21 protein-coding genes are annotated in these 19,524 nt (G+C 42.2%); 4 read left to right on the top strand and 17 right to left on the bottom strand.

The annotated features are described in order from the left end of the window. The first annotated feature begins 1 nt into the window (after position 1). Both V7K79_RS16485 and V7K79_RS16480 read left to right on the top strand, forming a co-directional pair. Complete coding sequence (locus V7K79_RS16485; RefSeq protein ID WP_335049087.1) at positions 2-463, top strand: hypothetical protein; 462 nt, start codon at positions 2-4, stop codon at positions 461-463. 512 nt (positions 464-975) lie between these two features. Next, the gene (locus V7K79_RS16480) at positions 976-1,650 is read left to right on the top strand and encodes a hypothetical protein (protein WP_335049086.1); all 675 of its coding nucleotides are present in this window, start codon (positions 976-978) and stop codon (positions 1,648-1,650) included. On the opposite strand, the gene V7K79_RS16475 is transcribed toward V7K79_RS16480, so the two are convergent. From V7K79_RS16475 to V7K79_RS16405, 15 genes are all read right to left on the bottom strand, one after another. Further along, positions 1,647-1,775 carry a hypothetical protein gene (locus tag V7K79_RS16475; protein ID WP_335049085.1) on the bottom strand — a complete coding sequence of 43 codons (129 nt, stop codon included), beginning with the start codon at positions 1,773-1,775 and terminating at the stop codon, positions 1,647-1,649. The two genes, V7K79_RS16480 and V7K79_RS16475, sit on opposite strands and share 4 nt — an antisense overlap. A gap of 365 nt (positions 1,776-2,140) precedes the next feature. Further along, on the bottom strand, positions 2,141-2,686 hold the full coding sequence (locus V7K79_RS16470; protein ID WP_335049084.1) for a GNAT family N-acetyltransferase: 546 nt from the start codon (positions 2,684-2,686) through the stop codon (positions 2,141-2,143). 60 nt (positions 2,687-2,746) lie between these two features. Next, complete coding sequence (locus tag V7K79_RS16465; RefSeq protein ID WP_335049083.1) at positions 2,747-3,310, bottom strand: NUDIX hydrolase; 564 nt, start codon at positions 3,308-3,310, stop codon at positions 2,747-2,749. 137 nt (positions 3,311-3,447) lie between these two features. Then, entirely contained in the window at positions 3,448-3,834 is a 387-nt protein-coding gene (hpxZ, locus tag V7K79_RS16460; RefSeq protein WP_335049082.1) for an oxalurate catabolism protein HpxZ, read from the bottom strand. A 68-nt stretch (positions 3,835-3,902) separates the two neighbouring features. Next, the gene (locus V7K79_RS16455; protein WP_335049081.1) at positions 3,903-5,156 is read right to left on the bottom strand and encodes an MFS transporter; all 1,254 of its coding nucleotides are present in this window, start codon (positions 5,154-5,156) and stop codon (positions 3,903-3,905) included. A gap of 187 nt (positions 5,157-5,343) precedes the next feature. Next, a complete protein-coding gene (locus tag V7K79_RS16450) occupies positions 5,344-6,120 on the bottom strand; it encodes a sulfite exporter TauE/SafE family protein (protein ID WP_335049080.1) in 777 nt (258 codons plus the stop codon). Continuing rightward, positions 6,120-6,773: an HAD hydrolase-like protein gene (locus V7K79_RS16445; protein WP_335049079.1), complete on the bottom strand. Its 654-nt coding sequence runs from the start codon at positions 6,771-6,773 to the stop codon at positions 6,120-6,122. The genes V7K79_RS16450 and V7K79_RS16445 overlap by 1 nt, the downstream gene beginning before the upstream one ends. Before the next feature lie 3 nt (positions 6,774-6,776). Continuing rightward, positions 6,777-7,712 (bottom strand): DMT family transporter, encoded by a 936-nt coding sequence (locus tag V7K79_RS16440; RefSeq protein WP_335049078.1) that lies wholly within the window; start codon positions 7,710-7,712, stop codon positions 6,777-6,779. Positions 7,713-7,874: 162 nt separating this feature from the next. Next, positions 7,875-9,254 carry an LLM class flavin-dependent oxidoreductase gene (locus V7K79_RS16435; RefSeq protein ID WP_335049077.1) on the bottom strand — a complete coding sequence of 460 codons (1,380 nt, stop codon included), beginning with the start codon at positions 9,252-9,254 and terminating at the stop codon, positions 7,875-7,877. Positions 9,255-9,322: 68 nt separating this feature from the next. Next, entirely contained in the window at positions 9,323-9,937 is a 615-nt protein-coding gene (locus V7K79_RS16430) for a glutathione S-transferase family protein (RefSeq protein WP_335049076.1), read from the bottom strand. A 51-nt stretch (positions 9,938-9,988) separates the two neighbouring features. Further along, positions 9,989-10,681 (bottom strand): hypothetical protein, encoded by a 693-nt coding sequence (locus tag V7K79_RS16425; RefSeq protein ID WP_335049075.1) that lies wholly within the window; start codon positions 10,679-10,681, stop codon positions 9,989-9,991. An 82-nt stretch (positions 10,682-10,763) separates the two neighbouring features. Continuing rightward, positions 10,764-11,678 (bottom strand): TauD/TfdA dioxygenase family protein, encoded by a 915-nt coding sequence (locus V7K79_RS16420; protein WP_335049074.1) that lies wholly within the window; start codon positions 11,676-11,678, stop codon positions 10,764-10,766. Positions 11,679-11,740: 62 nt separating this feature from the next. Beyond that, positions 11,741-12,541 carry an SDR family oxidoreductase gene (locus V7K79_RS16415; protein ID WP_335049073.1) on the bottom strand — a complete coding sequence of 267 codons (801 nt, stop codon included), beginning with the start codon at positions 12,539-12,541 and terminating at the stop codon, positions 11,741-11,743. A gap of 25 nt (positions 12,542-12,566) precedes the next feature. Further along, complete coding sequence (locus V7K79_RS16410) at positions 12,567-12,932, bottom strand: inorganic diphosphatase (RefSeq protein ID WP_335049072.1); 366 nt, start codon at positions 12,930-12,932, stop codon at positions 12,567-12,569. Between the two features lie 143 nt (positions 12,933-13,075). Beyond that, positions 13,076-14,023, bottom strand: coding sequence for a zinc-binding dehydrogenase (locus tag V7K79_RS16405; RefSeq protein ID WP_335049071.1), 948 nt, complete (start codon positions 14,021-14,023; stop codon positions 13,076-13,078). Positions 14,024-14,582: 559 nt separating this feature from the next. Between V7K79_RS16405 and V7K79_RS16400 the strand changes: the two genes are divergently transcribed. Continuing rightward, positions 14,583-14,984 carry a VOC family protein gene (locus V7K79_RS16400; protein WP_335049070.1) on the top strand — a complete coding sequence of 134 codons (402 nt, stop codon included), beginning with the start codon at positions 14,583-14,585 and terminating at the stop codon, positions 14,982-14,984. Positions 14,985-15,450: 466 nt separating this feature from the next. Here the strand turns inward: V7K79_RS16400 and V7K79_RS16395 are convergent, their stop codons facing one another. Both V7K79_RS16395 and V7K79_RS16390 read right to left on the bottom strand, forming a co-directional pair. After that, positions 15,451-17,202, bottom strand: a complete 1,752-nt coding sequence (locus V7K79_RS16395; RefSeq protein ID WP_335049069.1) for an ABC transporter ATP-binding protein — start codon at positions 17,200-17,202, stop codon at positions 15,451-15,453. A 246-nt stretch (positions 17,203-17,448) separates the two neighbouring features. After that, on the bottom strand, positions 17,449-18,102 hold the full coding sequence (locus V7K79_RS16390) for a hypothetical protein (RefSeq protein ID WP_335049068.1): 654 nt from the start codon (positions 18,100-18,102) through the stop codon (positions 17,449-17,451). A 376-nt stretch (positions 18,103-18,478) separates the two neighbouring features. On the opposite strand from V7K79_RS16390, the gene galE reads away from it, so the two are divergent. Further along, on the top strand, positions 18,479-19,477 hold the full coding sequence (galE, locus tag V7K79_RS16385) for a UDP-glucose 4-epimerase GalE (RefSeq protein WP_335049067.1): 999 nt from the start codon (positions 18,479-18,481) through the stop codon (positions 19,475-19,477). Positions 19,478-19,524 lie beyond the last annotated feature (47 nt).

Below are 19,524 nucleotides of genomic sequence, written 5' to 3'. Positions count from 1 at the left end.
TATGAACAATAGAATCGAGAAAGGTGACATAGTCGTTATAAATAAAAGTGGAAAATACTATCAGCAAGTCGGTGAAGTTAATCAGGTAGATTACAATATTTTCTTTGTAAAAATAGTATTAGTAAAGTTAGGGAATCAAGAAGAAGCCTTTGAAGAAAAAGATTTGCAATTAAAAGCAAAAAAGCCCAGTTTGTTAGAAATAATTGTATCAGTAGACAAAATTTTAGAACAAGTTGAGCAGATTCACTACTTGCCGACAAAAGAGCAAGTAGAGTTACCCAACCGCCTGAGATATTTGAAATTAGATATTCCTAAACTAGATAAGCAATTGATTCAAAAAAACTTCGAGAGCATATATACAATACTCGCAGAAACAAGAGAAACAGACTCATCAGCAAGTTTTTGGCAGGAAATAGATTCCAATTTAGAGAAAATAAGCTGGTGGATTAGAACAAGCCTGTGAATTAAGAAGTAAATCAGCTTTTTCTGGTTCTCAGCTAGAGTTTGCAAATACTTAATTATATAGCAATCACCAAGGCGGTCAGGACATTGATGATTGCTCAAAACCATGAAAATACTGGGTTTTTACTCAGCAATTAGCACTTTGCTATACTTCTTGGATGAATCAAAAACCTTCACCCTAAATCCCTCTCACAAATTTGTCAGAGTAACTTTGAAATTTACTCTAAAAAAATTGGCATTGGACATAATTAAACATAACTATATTTTTTGCATTTTATATCCTTAAGGCTTTATTTTTCATACTTTACGCCTCTTTTTGAAGAGTAGTTTTTATTTGTAACTACATATTCAATTTTGTATTTGTAGCTGTATGGGTTACATTTTGTTATTAACTGTATGTTTATATAATCTTAAATTTTAAGAATACTTTTTTAGCGAAAACTTTTGAGTTTATATATTAACAAAGGACGTTTTGTTAGATAAAATAAACTACGAAGATCATCAGAAATATATATGCGTTTTTTTCAGTTTGCAGGAATTATTGGTTGTACTACAGCAGCTTTTATCTCAATAGCACCCATACAGGTAGAAGCTGCAACTTTTAAAGTGGTATCTGGAGTTACCAGTATTGATCGCGATCATGAGGATATTCTTAGTAGTATTGGGCTAAACTTGACAGGTACTAATCAGACAGTTCCACCAATTCCTAGCAATTATTTAGTTGGCTTCAACATCGACTCAGCTACCAACTTCACGTTCAGTGACGAGGGCAATTTTACTCCGCTTTCAGGTACAATCGAGCATACTGGTACTGTTACATTCAACAATCAAATTACTGTTGGTAATTTTTCAATCGGTTTTGCTCCAGGACGTACTGTTACAGGTGCCAGCGGACTTGTTTTAAGAGACACATTTTCTTTAAATACAATTTTATTTGATTTGAGCACTCCGGGATCTGTGGCATTTAATGGCCGAAATTTAACCATCCCTGATGTTCGATTGTTAATTTCTCCAGAATTTGCGAATATATTAGGCGACTCTGAATTGTCAGGTTTGTTTGCTGGAACTGCACGAATTGATGCTCAAGTTGTTGCTGTCCCTGAACCTGATAGTGTACTAGCAACTTTAGTAGCAGGTGCGGCTCTTTTAGCAGCTAGATTTTATACCCAAAAAATTAAATGCACCTAATATTTTGAAGCATAGCCAACCAAACGCTTAATCTTTTTCAAATCTCGTTTCCAGCCAGAGGCTAGAAATGCTGCTGATTGGGCTGCTGCTGCAAGTCTTGAAGTAAAAGCCCCAACGACAAACATTCATAGTCAGAGGGTAGAAACGAGATAACCCAATTATCAAGAGTGCTGAGTGGGGAATCTCACTTCTTTACTCAGCACGGGCTAAAGTCCCGCTAACGCTAACGGAACTCGGAAAAGAGAAACTGTTTTGCCCAATGCCCAAAACTTCTCTACGAGACGCACTCGCGTTTGCTCAGTACAAATGCCCTATGACCAAATACTTTCGTTCTAATGTTGATGCAATAACTAATACCGTTTCACTTTAAAGTTGATACATTTAGGCAAGCAGGGGTGGCAGGGGAAGCAGGCAAAGAGATTTGTATCAGAAATTTGGTGAAATGGTATAACTATGTTCCAGGTGAGCAGCCTCAACATTAGTACACAGATTATAAAACTTCTCTGCTAAGATTGCTTGTTGTAAGAAGTTTACTTTCTGAGCGCTGCACAGCATATATATAGTGCGGTATGTCGCGCCAGAGTGTCTCCTGAACGACCTTGAGTCCATTCTTTTCAGCTACACGACGAGAGGGAATGTTTTGTGGGCGAATCAGGGAGATGACACGAGTGCTACCCAGCACATTAAAGGCGTAATCTTGGCAAGCAGATGCAGCTTCAGTTGCATAACCCTGCATTTGTTGGTCGCGACGGACATGATAACCAATTTCGAGTTCTTGGTGTCCCTCGACCTCCTGCCAAATCAGTCCGCAGTCGCCGATTACCTCACCCGTCGTCTTGAGAACCATGCTCCACAAGCCAAGGCCATGCTGTGCGTAGTTGTGGCGATGCCGGTCAATCCATCTTTCCACCATCTCACGGTCAAAGGGTTTTGGATAGTAGCGCATCGACTCTGCATCGCCAAGGACAAGCAATAAGGCGTTGAGGTCAGAAAGTGTCATTTCCCGTAGTAATAAGCGTTGAGTTTCCAATATCATTAGTAAATCCTCGTTTAGTCATTAGTAAAGTTATTAACAAAGACAACTCTAGCTAGATGACTAAGAAAATTGCACTTTATTAAGTTTTTTTAGAGCAAAAAATAATGAGCTAATATGTAATGTTTGCAGCAGTATACCTTTATCAATACCTTCAACAACCTTTTTTAAAGGGAATAAAACTACATCAATTTGTTCGGTAGGGTCTAACTTTAAATTAGCTACACATTCTACATCTGTTGCTAAAAAACAATGGGTTAAATTGTTATGATTGGCTGGGTTTGGTGATAATATACCAGTTTCAATAAAATTATTGCTAGTGTAACCAGTCTCTTCCAATAATTCGCGTTTTGCGGCTTCCAATGGTAAAATATCTTTAGTCTCTACAGCACCACTGGGCAATTCTAGAATTGTTTTTTTCAGACCGTGGCGATATTGCTTTACTAAAATAACTTCCTGATTTTTGGTTAAAGCTACAACATTTACCCATGTTGGATATTCAAGAACATAATAGGGGTCAACTATTGTTCCATTAGACATTTGGCAAGTATCAGAGCGTACTGAAATCCATTTGTCTTTTACTAAATGTCTAGATTTTAGAACAATCCAATCAAATGAATTTTCCATATTGAAAACTCTATTTATCTGCTTTGTACAGGAATTATTTTTAATGATTTAAAATCACGTAAAGCTAGTATTAGAGCCACTTACTATCTTTTCTGGCAGCTAACATCTAACTAAAATACTAGTCATAGTTTTGAAACTCACACTGGCAATAATGAAACGTGCGCTGAAACCACCTTCCATCCTTCGATAAACCTGTACAAAGTCTGGCTTTGTCGCCCGAAACGCTCTACACCATTGATAATCCGGCGAAATTCTAAAGTTACTGTTGCTGCATCTTTCCCAAAGGTTACAACCTTGAGATTCGAGATTTCTCGCTCTATTTTTGGGTTTGGTCGATTCTGGCGAAAGTTACGAATTTCATCGCCGCCATAGAGGTTTTCTGTAATTCCAAACCGCACTACTTCGGGCGCATCCCAAAACAAGCTATCCATCACCTCTAAATTGTTATTAGAAAGGGCTTCTTCATATTTGAGGTACAAATCAGTTACTTGAGCTATAACAGTAGGATCATTTATAGTAGTCATTGTTTTTACCAATTTTTGGTTTTATCGCTGATTATGCATTCTTTCAAATAGCCAGAGCTATTTTTCTTTTAAGCTTCTTCAGTACGTAGATTCAGACGAACCAGATCGCGGAAGGTAGAGATTTGCTGCATAAAGAAAATTGAGCCTGCAATACAAATACTTGCACCAAGGATGACAGTATTACTACTACCAATTTTGCTTGCTAGTGCGCCAGCTATTAAGTTACCTATAGGTACTGCGCCTGTAGATGCCATAACATAAAGACCTGTAATTTGTCCGCGATTTTCATCATTCACCAACAACTGAAGTAAAGTGCGTCCGGCAATTATCTGCAAAATAAAGCCGAAACCAGCCGCTAATAATGAAAGCAGTGAAAGCCAGAACACACGCGATAGGGCAAAGACAATTAAGCTTACTCCCATAAAACATATACCTAATGTTAAAACTTTACCCGACTCCAGTACATTGTTATGCTTAGTTAAATAAATACCACCAGCTAAGGTTCCCAAACTGGAAGCTGTTATCAAGAAGCCGAAGGTGTTAGACCCGCCCTGCAAAATCTCCTTGGCAAAAATCGGCCCCAAAGCTAAGTAAAATCCCCACACACAGCAGACTAAAGCTGAACCAATCAAGACAAATCGAATTGGCAAAAACCCAAAAGCGTAGTTAAAACTAGTTTTCAATTCTTCTAAGGGTTTCCGTGTGAAAATAACGACTTTTTTGGGGGCAAGGTGCATTTCTAGGAGGGCAATAATTACAGCAATATAACTGATAGTATCAATCAGAAAACAAGCGCCTGAACCAATGGCCGCAATCAATATACCTGCGATCGCAGGCCCAAGTATCACTGAAACGCTGACAAGGGAGGAGTACAAAGCGATCGCATTACCAAGATTTTCCTTACTGACCGTTTCTGGTAAAAATGCCTGTCGGGTGGGAATATCGAAGGCGTTGATTATCCCTTGTAACACACCAAGAAATGCAATCTGCCAGACGTTAATAGTACTGCTCAAAGCCAGCCATGTCAGAGCCAAAGACTGAAGCATCCCCAGAACTTGGGCGATAAGCAGAATACGATGGCGGTTCGTGCGATCGGCGATGATTCCACCTAGAGGAATCAAAACAAGCGTGGGAATTTGGCTGGCAAAACCTACCAAACCTAGTAACCAGGCGGAATCGGTGAGGCGATATACTAACCAACTTGTAGCCACTTGAGTCATTGACGTACCAATCAAAGAAATTCCCTGACCTATATAGTACAGGCGAAAATTTCTGGAACCAAAAGCACGAAGCATGACCTGCGATTTTCTTGATGCTTCCATACATCACCTCTCACTAGTAGTTCGCTTTCGTGACGAAAGCTCTTTATTGGGTAAGGGGGAAGGTGGGGTCCCCTCTGGGGATAAGGGGCAGGGGGAAAGGTTTTAAATCCCTTACCCTTTTCCCTTTCCCCTTTCCCCAGCCCGAAAAAGCGCATCTTTGGGTTGGCAGACTACTAGTTCCCAGTCCTTAACCGTGAATAAAAAAGTAGGCAGTCATGCTGAAGGCAACAATCATCACAAATTTCCGAATTAAGTGCGGTTCAAGTTGACGAGCATAATGAGCGCTTAAATAACCACCCAGAGAACCACCTACTGCCATCAAAATAGCTTGATGCCAAGCAATTACACCTGCAAAAATAAATGGAACGATGGCAATACCATTGATACAACTCCCTAAAAATGTCTTAAAAGCATTCATTTTGTGAATACTTTTGATACCTAAAAATGCCAGAGTTGCCAGCATTAAAATCCCTAAACCTGCGCCGAAGAAACCGCCATAAATTGCGATCGCTAGTTGAGCCAGTACCAAATTAAACAAAGGTACAGATTCAGGTGATGACTTCTGACGTTGACGCTGCAACCACTTTTTGAAAGGTTCGCCAAAGGTAAACACCAGGGTTGCCAGCAGTAACAGATAGGGAATAAGCTTTTTAAATACATCTGGCGATGTATATAACAAAGTTACAGAGCCAATTATTCCACCAACTAAACTGACACTACATAAAAGTAAAAAATCTCGTCGCTTGATGTCTAAATCTTGACGATATGCTCCAGCACTTGCTAGAGCAGCCACCCAAATTGCAGTATTATTCGTGGCGTTAGCTGCGATCGGCGGTACACCTGTAAAGATGAGAGTTGGAAAGGTGATAAAGCTTCCACCACCTGCTACAGCATTTAGCCCGCCTGCAATGAAAGCGGTACTAAAGAGAAGTAAGCTATGGAAAAGTGTTAAAGATGGTGGCATTATTTACGAATTATTAATTTGGGAATATCGCTTGGAGAATGGGCAATAAAGTCAGCACCATGAGCTTTTAATTCTTCTTCAGTTCCATAGCCATAAGTGACACCAATTGAAGTGATATGATAGCGCTTGGCTCCAATGATGTCATGTGAGCGATCGCCTACCATCACCACACTAGAGGGTAAAAGTTTTTCTGTTAATAAAATATGGTGAATTAAGTCACCTTTTCTACTCCGCGTTCCGTCAAGCTCACTACCATAAACACCATCAAAAAGCAACGATAAACTAAAATATTCAATAATTTGCGTTGCATAAATATATGGTTTAGAAGTCGCAACAAAAGTTTTATAATCAGCAAAACGAATGGCTTTTAGGACTTCTAAAATTTGGGAATAAAGGGAGTTTTCAAATAATCCAATTGTGGCAAAGCGGCGACGATATAGTAAAATAGCCTGTTGAATTACTGTGCTATCTAAGGTATTGAGTAATTGCGAAAAGCTATCTTTGAGTGTCGGCCCAATACACCAATTTAGTTCATCAGCATTCGGTGGTTTGTAACCGAGTTCAGAAAGCGCATACTGAATGCAACCAGTGATGCCAGGTTTAGGATCTGTCAAAGTCCCGTCAAGATCGAAAAGGATAGCAAAGAAAGGCATATTTTAATTCCCAATTCGACCCTTAATTTTGAGCGATTTCACAAAACCTTCGGCACTAAGTAAGGCGATCCCCAATGTGACAATACCAATCCCTACACTCTGAATCACGTTTAAAGTTTCGCTAATGGTTAGCCATGCAACTAGCGCCGTCAATGCTGGACTGCTAGAGCCGATTATGGAAGCGGTAGAAGCGCCAACCATCCGAATTCCCACATTGTTTAAAGTGTGTCCAAGAAAGCTGACCAGACCCGAAAAGATGCTGCCAATCCATAGGGGTGTCCAGTCAAGTTGGCCGCTCTTAGCTGGCCAAAACACTAAGCTAATACCAGAGAGCAGTAGAGTGGAGGCAAAACTGATCCAGGTAAAGGGAACTGGATGGAATTTTTCTAAACATTTTTGAGCAATGATGCAATAAAAGGCGTAAACAATTCCAGCGCCAAAACTAGCGAAAATGCCGATCGCAATTGTATGACTACTGTAAGTAGCAGAGGATTGGGGAATGGTGAGAGCGCTTCCCAGCAGAATAATAGCCATTACCAGCCAACGGAACAATGTGGGGCGATCGCCAAAAAACCTCCATGACAACAGTGCTGTAAATACGGGATAGGTGAAGAAGAGGGTCAAGGCAATGCCTGTGGGAATCAAGCCAATAGCAATGTAGAGTGAGGCAATATATACAAACATCAGCACTCCACAGCCAAGAGCTTGAATCAGAACATCCCTACGGTTGCGGGTGAACAAGTCTTGGAGTTCTTTAAGAGCAGATGGATATAGCTTGAATGATAGAGATGCCATCAGTGGAACCACCAGCAGCATTCGCATGAACATCAGCAAGAAGGAATTTTGCAAATCCGGTTTAACGTATCCACCGAGTAAAAATAAACCTAGTACGAGATGTTCTGAAAACAAAACTCGGACAGTAACGTTGTGAAACGTCAAAACAAAGGAGGATAGAAGAACCGTTAGGATGCCCAACACGATAAAAAGTTTCCTTAGAGACGACTTGATTGTATTGTTAAAACCACTGGAATAACAAACCAGATTAAGTTTGAGGAAATCAAAGCCGTCGCTTCAAAAACACTGCCAGTTGTTCAATCAAAACTATGCCAAGGAACCGACGCCTACAGGTTCAGGAGCAGTATTTGTGGTGAACTGGTTCACCGGACGAGGCAAACCGAGATTTTCGCGTAAGGTACTACCTTCATACTCAGTACGAAATATTCCCCGGCGTTGCAGTTCGGGAATTACCAAGTCTACGAATTCCTCTAAACCTCCAGGTAGCCAGGGCGGCATGATGTTAAATCCATCAGCCCCACCATTAACGAACCAATCTTCTAACTGATCGGCAATATGTTCTGGTGTTCCGAGAATCGTTCGATGTCCCCGCGCTCCTGCAATCCACAAATACAGTTGTCGGATTGTTAAGTTCTCTCTACGGGCAAGATCGGTAATCAGCTGCAAGCGGCTTTTGCCACTATTGGTATCTGGCAGATCAGGCAGGGGCCCATCTAGAGGATACTTAGACAAATCATGTCCACCCACTAGCCCAGAAAGCAGCCCTAATCCTACTAAGGGATGGATCAACTCCTGAAGTTGCTCATATTTATCCTTAGCTTCCTGCTCAGTCTTACCAATTACCGGGAATACCCCTGGCATAATTTTGAGATGGTCAGGGGAACGTCCGTATTTAGCCAATCTCCCCTTGACGTTGGCGTAGAAGGCTTGAGCTTCTGCCAATGTCTGTTGTGCAGTGAAAATCGCCTCTGCTGTTTGGGCAGCCAAATCCTGGCCAGCCTCGGAAGATCCAGCTTGTACGATTACTGGATATCCCTGCGGTGGACGCGCCACATTGAGCGGGCCGCGCACCGAGAAATATTTACCCTTGTGGTGGGGAACATGCAACTTTTCTGCATCAAAGTAAATACCTGACTCCTTATTGTGGAGAAAAGCATCGTCTTCCCAACTGTCCCAAAGTTTGGTGACAACATCCACAAATTCCCTCGCCCGTTCATAGCGCAGCGAGTGTTCTAGGTGGTTTTCTTGGCTGAAATTCTGCGCTGCGGCTTCAGCAGCAGAGGTTACAAGATTCCATCCGGCACGACCACCGCTTAAGTAATCTAGTGACGCAAACTTGCGGGCGAGATGAAAAGGCTCATCATAAGTCGTTGATGATGTCGCCACCAATCCGATATTTTCTGTCACCGCAGATAGAGCCGACAACAAAGTTAAAGGTTCAAAGTGGACGCTGAATTGTCCCGAACGGCTAAAAGCCTCAGTCCCTTGCCCTCGATCCCAGACGGCTAAACCATCTGCAAGGAAAAGCATATCAAATTTGCCCCGTTCAGCCGTTTGTGCCAGCTGCTTATAATGTTGGAAGTTTAGACCTCCATCAGCCGGGGTGTTGGGATGTCGCCATGCTGCCACATGATGACCACTACCAGGTAAAAATGCTCCGAGTTTAAGTTGTTTTTTCGTACTCATATTTATATTTGCGAGAGCGTACTCATGCTTTTTTCTTTCTCTTGTTTGGAACAAGAAAATGTTAGTTATTAAGACTCTGGTTTTGTTGCTTGCATAGAGGGTAGTTTAGAGAATTCATCGTACCAATGGGCAAGTTTTGGATATTTCTGCCGCCATTGCAAATCAGGAAGACGGATCTCTAATCCAAGTGCAGAGGCGAGGGTTATATGAGCAAGTTTTGGAGTTTGGTCGAGTTTATCTGATATCTTCTCGAAATAGTCCAAAATTCTTAACGCCCGCTCACGCTCAAACTCGATTACCCCAGGTGATTGCTCATTGTGGGGACGCCTTAACTCCCTTACCCAGACAGCAATACCATCTATGAACCCACCAGTCATACCTTCGAGTTGTTGTAAAAAGCCATTAGAAATGTCAGCAACTAATTTGATCTCAGGATTTAAATGATTCAGATAAGCGCATATTATACGTGTTTCACTCAAGATAAATCCGTCATCAGTCGCTAGCGTTGGTACTTTACCTGTAGGGTTGTAATTTAGTAGGTCGCTGTTTGGATCTCGTGCAATGACTTTTTGCGTTTCGATGCGATGTCTACGACGGGCTACGCCTACGCACAGATTCAATTCTATTATTACTACCCGTGCAATGCGTGCATAGGGTGAGTTAGGTGTATAGAAGAGTTTCATAAAAAAGCGCGATCATCATTAGATACTGGGTTCAAATGTCTAGTCAAGAAATTAGAAAAGATGATTTGCTCTCAACAAGAGAATTGGTTCTGCCAAATTATTATTTTTCAATAAAGCATCGGCATACTGCACAGGATTAGATTCTGCAAAGTAGATTCGTTGTGCAGCATGGTATCGCTGACGATATAGACGAACTGCGTTTTCCTTAGACCCAAGCTGTGCTGCATCCCTGTCTACCCCACGCTGCTCGGCCACTTCAAAATCTGTATCTATATAGATACGATAGTCAAAGTAAGAGACAATCTCTGGTCGTAGCAGAAAACTGGCAGCAAAAAGAAAAATGTCTCCAGGATGGGCTTTATTAAGTGCCTCTTCCACTGGAGCATCTGTTTCCAAGTCGAACCCACATGCCTGGTAGATTAAATTACCCCCAGGCCCGAGTGGTTCAAGCACAAGCTTTTTGAGGAGCGGATAGTTGTAGGCATCAAAATAGTAGCCTTCAGCCGACTCACGACCTCGGCGATGGCGCAGATCACGTGGGTTATGGAAATTATCTACTGCAATCTGAACAGAACTTCTTCCCCGTCTGGTTAGTATCTGCGCTAGCTCCTGTGCCAAAGTGGATTTGCCACTAGCAGTAATGCCTGTTACCGCTACTTGCAGAACACGAGAAGGCAGAGCCTCAGCACGCTTGATTAAAGTATCCGCTATTGTTTCCAAAACAGTAGCACGTGTATTACCCATGCATCGCTCCTCTGCCCAAGTTTGAAATCTTCTACTTCATAGAGATTGTCTAGCTGGTATTTTATTTTGACGCCAGTTCCGATTACGCAGTTACCGCCTGACGTCGATTGTACTCAGAAGCATCTCCTTTAATCGCTTCACTTTGTTTACCATCGATGCCAACTGGGAGATCGCCGACAATTGTGACTCGTTGAACGTGGCGGGGCTGGTCGCCGTAATCTGCGATCGCATAATGTTGAGTAGCGCGGTTATCCCAAAAGGCTACGTCACCAACTTGCCAACGCCACCGCACTGTGTTTTCCGGACGTGTGATGTATGCTTGCAACAGCCGCAGAATGTCATCTGATTCAGTTGTTGATAAGCCACGGAACTGGCGCACAAATCCGCCGATGAATAGCCCACGCTCCCCAGATTCGGGATGGATGCGTACAACTGGGTGCAGAGTCTCGTATACAGTCGAAGTGAAGACAGCCCGATAAGCCTTGGCATCTTCAGGTAAGTCAAATGCAGTAGCATAGTCGAATTTGTTGCTGTGTACTGCCCAAAGTTGATCTGCTAGATTACGTAGATGAATAGGTAAATCTTGATATGCAGTTACTGAGTTTGCCCAGATTGTATCGCCACCAGTTGGCGGAATGTCAAGCGCTCGTAAGATAGAGCCGAGAGGAGGACGGTCTACAAATGTTACATCAGTATGCCAGCTATTGGCGCGAGAAGTGGTACGCCCATAATTCAGGTCTAAGACTTCTGAGTTTTCTGGCAACGATGGTACAGTTGGGTGGGCTGTAGTGACTTCACCAAAACGACGAGCGAAGGCAACCTGTCCATCAGCATCGAGTTGTTGCTGATCACGGAAAAAGATGACTTTGTATTTGACTAGAGTCTTGCGAATATCACTGATGATGTCATCGCTGAGGTTAGAACTCAGATTAACACCAATAATTTCAGCACCGATACGTCCTGCAACTGGTTTGATATCAAAGTATTGAGAACTCATGTTTTTATCTCCAAGAAGTTTATATTTTTACAACAGTAGAGACGCGATTAATCGCGTCTCTACTAAATACCAGGGGTAGATCCGCCATCAACGATAATCTCTGTTCCTGTAATCGATGCAGCTAGATCGGACACCAAAAATAGCGCCAGCGCGGCAATTTCTTCTGGCTGGGCGATTCTTTTTAAAGGAATACTTTGAATGTTTTGTGCCTTTACTTCCTCGACAGTGATCCCTTGCGCTTGGGCATTTTGCCGAGCTAAAGTCTCGGCACGCTCAGTAGCGGTAGCACCAGGAGAGATAGCGTTAATGCGAATCTTGTACTCAGCTAGCTCTTTAGAAATGCCCTTTGTAAAGTTCAGCAAAGCAGCATTGCTTGTACCACCAGCTAAAAAGTTAGGACGAGGTGTCCGGCCTGCACCACCGACTATATTGACAATCCGCCCATCACCGCGACTTTTTTGATGGGGAACGACGGCTCTAACTAAGCGGATATAGCCCAATAATTTTAAGTTCCAAGCATCCAAAAATAAATCATCAGTGGATTCTAGGAAAGATCCAGCACGGGCTGAACCTGCATTATTAATTAAGATATCAATCTGACCAAATTGGGCCAATGTTGTGGAGACAACTTTCTCAATATCCTCTGCTTTAGTCAAATCTGCACTGATGGCAATAACTTTAGCGCCAGGAGTTGGTAAAGACTGGATGGCAGCTACTGCATTTTCTAGTTTTTCTTGATTGCGAGCTGCGATCGCCACATTCACACCCTCACTATAAAGTGCTTTGGCAGTAGCTAATCCAATTCCCGCACTTCCTCCAGTGACGATCGCTGTTTTACCTGATAGTTTTAGTTCTAAACTCATACACAGTTACCTTCAAAAATGTAATTTACTTGCGAACCAATAATACTGCCGATTGAAAACCTGTATTGTGGATATCCAAGATTGCTTGATTTTCATCAGATGTACAACTTAGAAGTATCTTTATTTCTGTATCACGCTTTTCCAAGTCAACACTACAAATGACAGCAGTTACTGTTTGATTAGACAAGCTACCTATCCAGACATCAATATCATTTCCATCTCCAGAGTGAGTATTTTCCAAGTATCCATAGTCCAGTGGATAAACAAAGGATGGATAACGTGGATGTGATGTTCCTTTTGGGCGATCTATCTTGAGATTGCTAATGGCTACAAGCCGCTCTAGTTTGAACCAGAAATCAGCATAATTCGTAGTTTGTAATTTGTAATTCATAATTATCACCCCACAGATAAATCTGCCTAATTGCAACAACGAAGAACATTAGTCTTTCTCCATAAATGAGTGCATGAAAAAAGAATTAATTATGAATTACGAATTACGTAGCTTGCTTCTCGCATGAAGGCGAGTATTACGAATTATTTGGAAATGTGCAATACAGCTTTGCCAGGAAAACGCCTGTCGAGTAGTTGTTGTGCTACATCAGCTATTTCTGTCCAAGAAGCTTCTAAATCAATGTGAGGATGTAACTGGTCTGCTTCTACTAGACTCAAAAGCCGTTTTAGACCGACTGCGGCTGATTCAAATCTCAATTCATCAAATAGACGTAAACCATATAGGCTAACGCTACCAGTCCCATAAAACTGAGCCGCGTTGAATGTCACTTCAGCTCCCCCAGATACTCCATACAGCACAGTTTTCCCATCCTGTGCCAGTAAGCCAAGGGCTATCCCCAAAGTCTTGCCACCTACTGACTCTACAATTAGATCGTAGGGCCCATACTCGCTGGCGGGTGAAAGGTCTTCGCTAATCACCACCGATTGCGCTCCTGCTTCTCTAACTAAAGTTTCATAGCCAGCTTGACGAATATGTGCCACAACTTGCGCTCCTGACAGTTGCGCCAATTGGATAGCGAAGTAACCAACACCTCCTGATGCACCTGTAACCAGAACTGTCCGACCCAAAAGCGAACCACCTTTTAACACTGCATGGTATGCAGTTAAACCTGCTACAGGCAGTGTGGCGGCTTGAGCAAAAGATACCGATGACGGCACTACTGCTAAGGCGTTAGTAGGAACAGACACCAGTTCTGCCCAAGCACCGGCACGGCGCAAGCCAACTACACGCGCCCCTTGGGGAGGCCCCGAACCATCAGCAGCAGAGGTTTCCACTACACCTGCTAAGTCCCAACCAGGCTGCCAACCAGCCTCAGCAGAAGTTGAACGTTTTATCTCTCCCCGATTGAGGGAAATTGCCGCTACCCGCACTAGAGCTTCATCTGGGACAGGCTTTGGTGCAGTCACTTCGCTCAGTGCCAAACGCCCCGGTACATTGGGATCGACAATCACAGCACGTATTTTGCTCATAAGGTTGCCCTGGCTTAGAGATTAATTTCTAGTTCGTTGGTTCGCAATATACTACCTGTAATAAATAATCTCGATAGATTAACTATTTATTCTTAACTTCAAATCCTTGCAACTAAGTTAATGATATTTAATAAACTACGGTAAGCTGATAAAATTACAGTAGTTTATGGACGTAGAAAGAAATTTATCACGAGACAGACAAAAGAATCAAGCAGTTTACAAAAAGATTTGTTTCATCAATGCTTGCATTTATTGCTATGTTGTAAGCTAATTGCTGTCAATCTCCCACTCTACCAGAAGCCACCTTCCAAGCGTCTATGAATTTTCCTACGTAGTATAGGAGTATTTGAAAGTAAGAATTTTTATCTGATGAAACTCAAACGTTATTTATAGATAATTATTTTAACCGTCAGTAAGACTTGATACTCTATCAAACGTTGAGATAAATTTGCCCAAAACTGCTGAATTTGAACAAGCTGATTGTGGAGATGAAAAACCTACTGATGTCAACAGAGTTGAACAGTAACTAAATATTTTTAGATGAAATTGGATTAAAGCTATGTCATTGTCAGAAACTATTGCAAAACAAAAGGATACTCGTCCTCCTGTGGCGATTGGTCATGTGAGATTATATGTGAGTAATGTATCGGAAGCTAGCAATTTTTTCGTTAAGATAGGGCTGCGGTCGATCGCTCAATCAGAACAATTAGCTGTTTTAGAATTACGCGGAGGAACGCACTTAGTTTTGAGAACAAGTTCAGAGGCGATCGCTCCTGGAATGAATGCGCCTTTTGATCTAATGGTAGATGATGTTTCCGTCACCAGAGATACTTTTAGGAAGTGGGGACTGACTGTTTCTGAGATCGAAGCAGGCAGAATCCATAGTTCATTTACCTTGACTGGGCCGGACGGCTATCTATTGACGTTGACTTCCTCACATACAGGCGGTAGAGAAGTTTAACAGAAAAGAATAAAGGTGTCAGCCATCAAAATTGGGCATGAATTGGAGTCATATCATGTCCGCTTAATTAGTTATTATTCTGGGCATCTATGCAAAAATTTTAAAACCCTCTTTCCCTCTGCTTTCTGCTAAGAGCAGTCTTAATGATAAGTCTAGACCTAACTGCGTGATTCCAAAAGGGCGGATGTTTAAAATATAGCAGGAGGCAGGAGGCAGAGGGCAGTTCTTGCAGGAGGTAAAACTATTGCTAACTCTCTTCTTTCACCCCATCCTTATGTCCTAAAGAGTGTGACTACGGCTATAATTACTAGTTCGTAATTCGTAATTTGTAATTTAATTAGTTAGGGATTTAAACCCCAACTAATTTTAGACCGCTAACTTAAAAAAATTTAGCGCGGTGTTCCGTTCCTTTTAATTACGAATTACGAATTACGAATTACGAATTACGAATTACGAATTAGTATTTTCACCGCAGTAATTCCTCAACTTGATGTTGGCTCCACAAACTTTTGTATAAACCCTGTTGTTTTAAAAGTTCTAAGTGATTTCCGACCTGCACAATTTTTCCCTTATCCATTACAAAAATTCGGTCAGCCGCCGCCGCCGCTGATAACTGGTGCGTAATAAAAATTACTGTTTTACGTTCAGTACCACTGGAAAGATTTTTGAGGATTTGCGTGGCGGTTTGATTATCCACACTAGAGAGAGCGTCATCCAAAATTAACACTGGAGCATTGACCAACATTGCGCGAGCCAAAGCAGTACGTTGCCGTTGACCGCCAGAAAGATTAATACCGCGTTCGCCAACAATAGTTTCATATTGCTGTGGAAAATTCTGAATTTCTGATTCAATTTGGGCAAGTTTAGCGACAGATTCTACCTGCTGTTGTTCGCTAAGTGGATCGCCGTAGCGAATATTATTTTTGATTGTAGTGCTAAATAGAAAGCTATCTTGAGGAACGTAGGCGATCGCAGCTCGTAAATCTGTCAAAGCGATCTTAGTAATATCTAACCCATCTAAAAACAATTGTCCTGATTCAATATCCAACAAGCGCGGTAAAGCATTGGCCAAAGTAGATTTACCCGAACCAATTGCCCCAACAATCGCTACAGTTTCTCCAGAAGCAATGGTAAAATTAACATTTGCTAAAGCTGGAGTCCTAGAACCAGGGTAATTGTAAGTAAGATTTTTAGCTGTCAGTTCGCCTTTGAGTTCAGCCACTGGTAAATGTATGGCATCGGCTGCATCTTTAATTTTTGGTGTCACAGAGAGAATAGATTCTAGCCTATCGATACTAACTTCACCGCGTTGGTAAGCAGTAATTGTGAATCCTAAAAGGGCAGTGGGAAAAACTAGGCGCTCTACATAAATTAACAGTGCTAAAAAATCGCCAACTTGAAGTGTCCCAGCAGACATCCGTGCCGACCCTAGCCAGATGATTACCAGTGAACTGATATTAGCTAGCCCGCCAATTAGCGGAAACAGTGTATTGCGGAGTTTTGCCAATTCCAGGTTAGCAGTCAATAGCTGCTGATTTTTCTTGGCAAAAGCTCGACGCTCGTTTGCTTCTTGAGCATAGATTTTAATTAAGGCAATGCCACTCATATCCTCTTGGATGAGTTCGCTGATGTCAGAGAGTTGCTCTTGGACTGCTGCTTGTTGTTTACGTAAGCGATCGCTAAATAGACTCACCAACAAAAGCATAAAAGGGTACACTGCTAGGGCGGCTAGGGTGAGATCCACACTAATCGCCAGCATTACTGGCAGTGTCAGGGCGTAAGCAAACACCGTATTTGCCAAACTCAAGACCGCAAAACCTAATAACCGCTTGATATTGTCCACATCACTAGTAGCCCGACTAATCAAATCGCCAGCAGTATTACTGGCAAAATAAGCAGGCTCCAGCTTCAGTAAGTGTTCAAAAATCCGTTGTTTCAGGTCAAATTCCACCTGACGTCCCACCCCAAATAGCCAAATGCGTGATGCCATCCGCATTAGCCACATCGCCGAACTGAGCAAGACAATAATTACTACATAATGTAGTATTTGGTTCCAGCTGAAGGTTGTCGAGAGTTTGTCAACACCAGCACGAATCAACCAAGGGATATAAACACCCAGTGCATTGACAGACAACAAAGCGAGAATACCCAAGGAGGCTTCCCGCCAATGGGGTTGTAGGTAAGCACCGAGTTTAGCGATTCGTCGAGATTTTGCCATTAAAGCAATTGTGCAACTTTATCATCTAGATTAACTGCTAGTCCAAGAAGGCAGCTATGCAGAGGAAATACTGCTTGTGATAACTTCAGCTTTTGTTACCTCTTTTAACTGGATAGTTATTGCCGTTTGGTACTAGTAGTCCATCACAGCAACTTTAATAAAGAAATAAGTTCGTAGTAAAAACTTTAGTCCTTGGATTGAGCACTCAAGCGCTTACTACGAACCCAGTAAAGTTTTCTTACCTGATTACCGCTGAACACGCATGAACCTGTAAATTTCAACGAGATAACTTTCCCAAGTTCTTGTTGTCAATTGCAATGTTTCCGAATTTGGTACAAAGTCTTCAAGTCGTAAACCGCGTGTGCGAATATCTTGAGGACTTCCTTGTAATAAATAAGGAGGCACTCTTAAATTATAAGAAAGAATGCTATCTCCCGTTACATCTGAGATGTTAGCTGTGGTGGGTTGTCCTAATGCCACCAGTGTCTCAAATGTTGGTGTAGCAGTCGCGACAGAGCTTTCACCTGTCGTCATTGCTATTGGCGCTCTATAAAGTAAATAGGCGACTGCTGGTGTGCTTGCCAACAGCAAAATCGTCAGTGCCCAACCGATCAAGTATCCTCCTGGCTTGTCTATTCCACCTCCTTTGATTTTCTGAGCGGCAATAATCATCAGTAAAACAGAAGCTCCTAGAGGCTTGAGTGGAAAAGATAGCATCCTCCACAACGACGCCACAGCAGGTTCATTGGGGTTAAGAAATGATAGGGCTACGATTACCAAGATAACCACTAAGATTAATCGCCCGACAAAACTTCCAGAGGGATAAAATCGCTGGAACAGAGAATAAACGATAGTGCCAATCAGCAGCCACAGCAGTACCCGGCTTAACAATAGAAACATAGACTAACTCTCAAATTTTCTGGTGTAGTGAGTCAGTGTGGTGGTAAGGCAGTCCGTTTCGATTGGGGTTGCCCCCAGAAAGGACTGCTATGCAGGGAAACCATGCATAAAACAACTGGTGACTTCTTACTGACGACGTTATAAGCGTCACTCGTAAGGCTCAACCTAGAGGTTTCGGGAAATGGATTTATTTTATTGTCAAATTGTAATCGTACTGTTTGACTTAAAATTTCTCAAACCTCACACCCAAAGACTACCGTCGTAGTGATTTTAGTGCAATTTTTTGACACTGCGTCTATTATTTATAATTTTCCAGAAGAGTAATATAGCACCGATAAACTAAATTAATTAAGTAATCGACTTAAAAGGAAAAACTATGTCGCCTGAAAAGCCTACTATTCTGGTAACGGGAGGAGCTGGATATATTGGTTCCCATACAGTGTTTGCTTTGAAGAAAGCGGGTTATAGCGTTGTCATACTTGATAATCTGGTCTATGGACATCGCGATTTAGTAGAAAAGGTTTTACAGGTAGAACTGATAATTGGGGACACAAGCGATCGCGCCTTGCTCGATCATCTATTTAAAACCCACGATATTGCTGCGGTGATGCATTTTTCTGCTTATGCCTACGTAGGAGAATCTGTTAGCGATCCGGCCAAATATTACCGCAATAACGTCCTTGGTACTTTGACGTTGTTAGAAGCGATGCTGACAGCATCTGTAAAGAAATTTGTCTTTTCTTCTACCTGTGCTACTTACGGGGTACCGGAATTCGTGCCTATTCCAGAAACCCATCCCCAAAATCCGATTAATCCTTATGGCGCTACAAAGCTGATGGTAGAAAGGATTCTTTCTGATTTTGATGTCGCTTACGGTTTGCAATCAGTGCGTTTTCGCTATTTCAATGCTGCTGGTGCTAATCCCAATGGCTTACTGGGCGAGGATCACAACCCAGAAACCCATTTGATTCCTTTGGTACTAATGACAGCTTTAGGCAAACGAGAAGCCATTTCAATTTTCGGCATTGATTACCCCACGCCCGATGGTACGTGTATTCGAGATTATATTCACGTTAATGACTTAGCAGATGCCCATATTTTGGGATTGGAATATTTATTAAAAGGTGGCGATAGCGAAGTTTTTAATTTGAGCAATGGCAGCGGCTTCTCCGTCAGAGAAGTCATTGCCGCAGTCGAAGACGTGACAGGAATTTCAATACCAGTAGAAGAACGCGATCGCCGTCCTGGCGATCCCCCAATTCTCATTGGCACCAGTGATAAAGCCAGAACAATCTTAAACTGGCAACCTCAGTATCCATCCATCAAAGATATCGTCGCTCATGCGTGGCAGTGGCATCAGAAGCGACATAAGTAAGGGCATGGAGCAAAACAGTTCCCAGTGCTGAGTTCCCAGTGCTGAGT

The organism is Nostoc sp. (assembly GCF_036917575.1).
Taxonomy (GTDB): domain Bacteria; phylum Cyanobacteriota; class Cyanobacteriia; order Cyanobacteriales; family Nostocaceae; genus Nostoc.
Note: the sequence above shows the minus strand (reverse complement) of the source record. Positions and strands in the feature narration are given on the sequence as shown.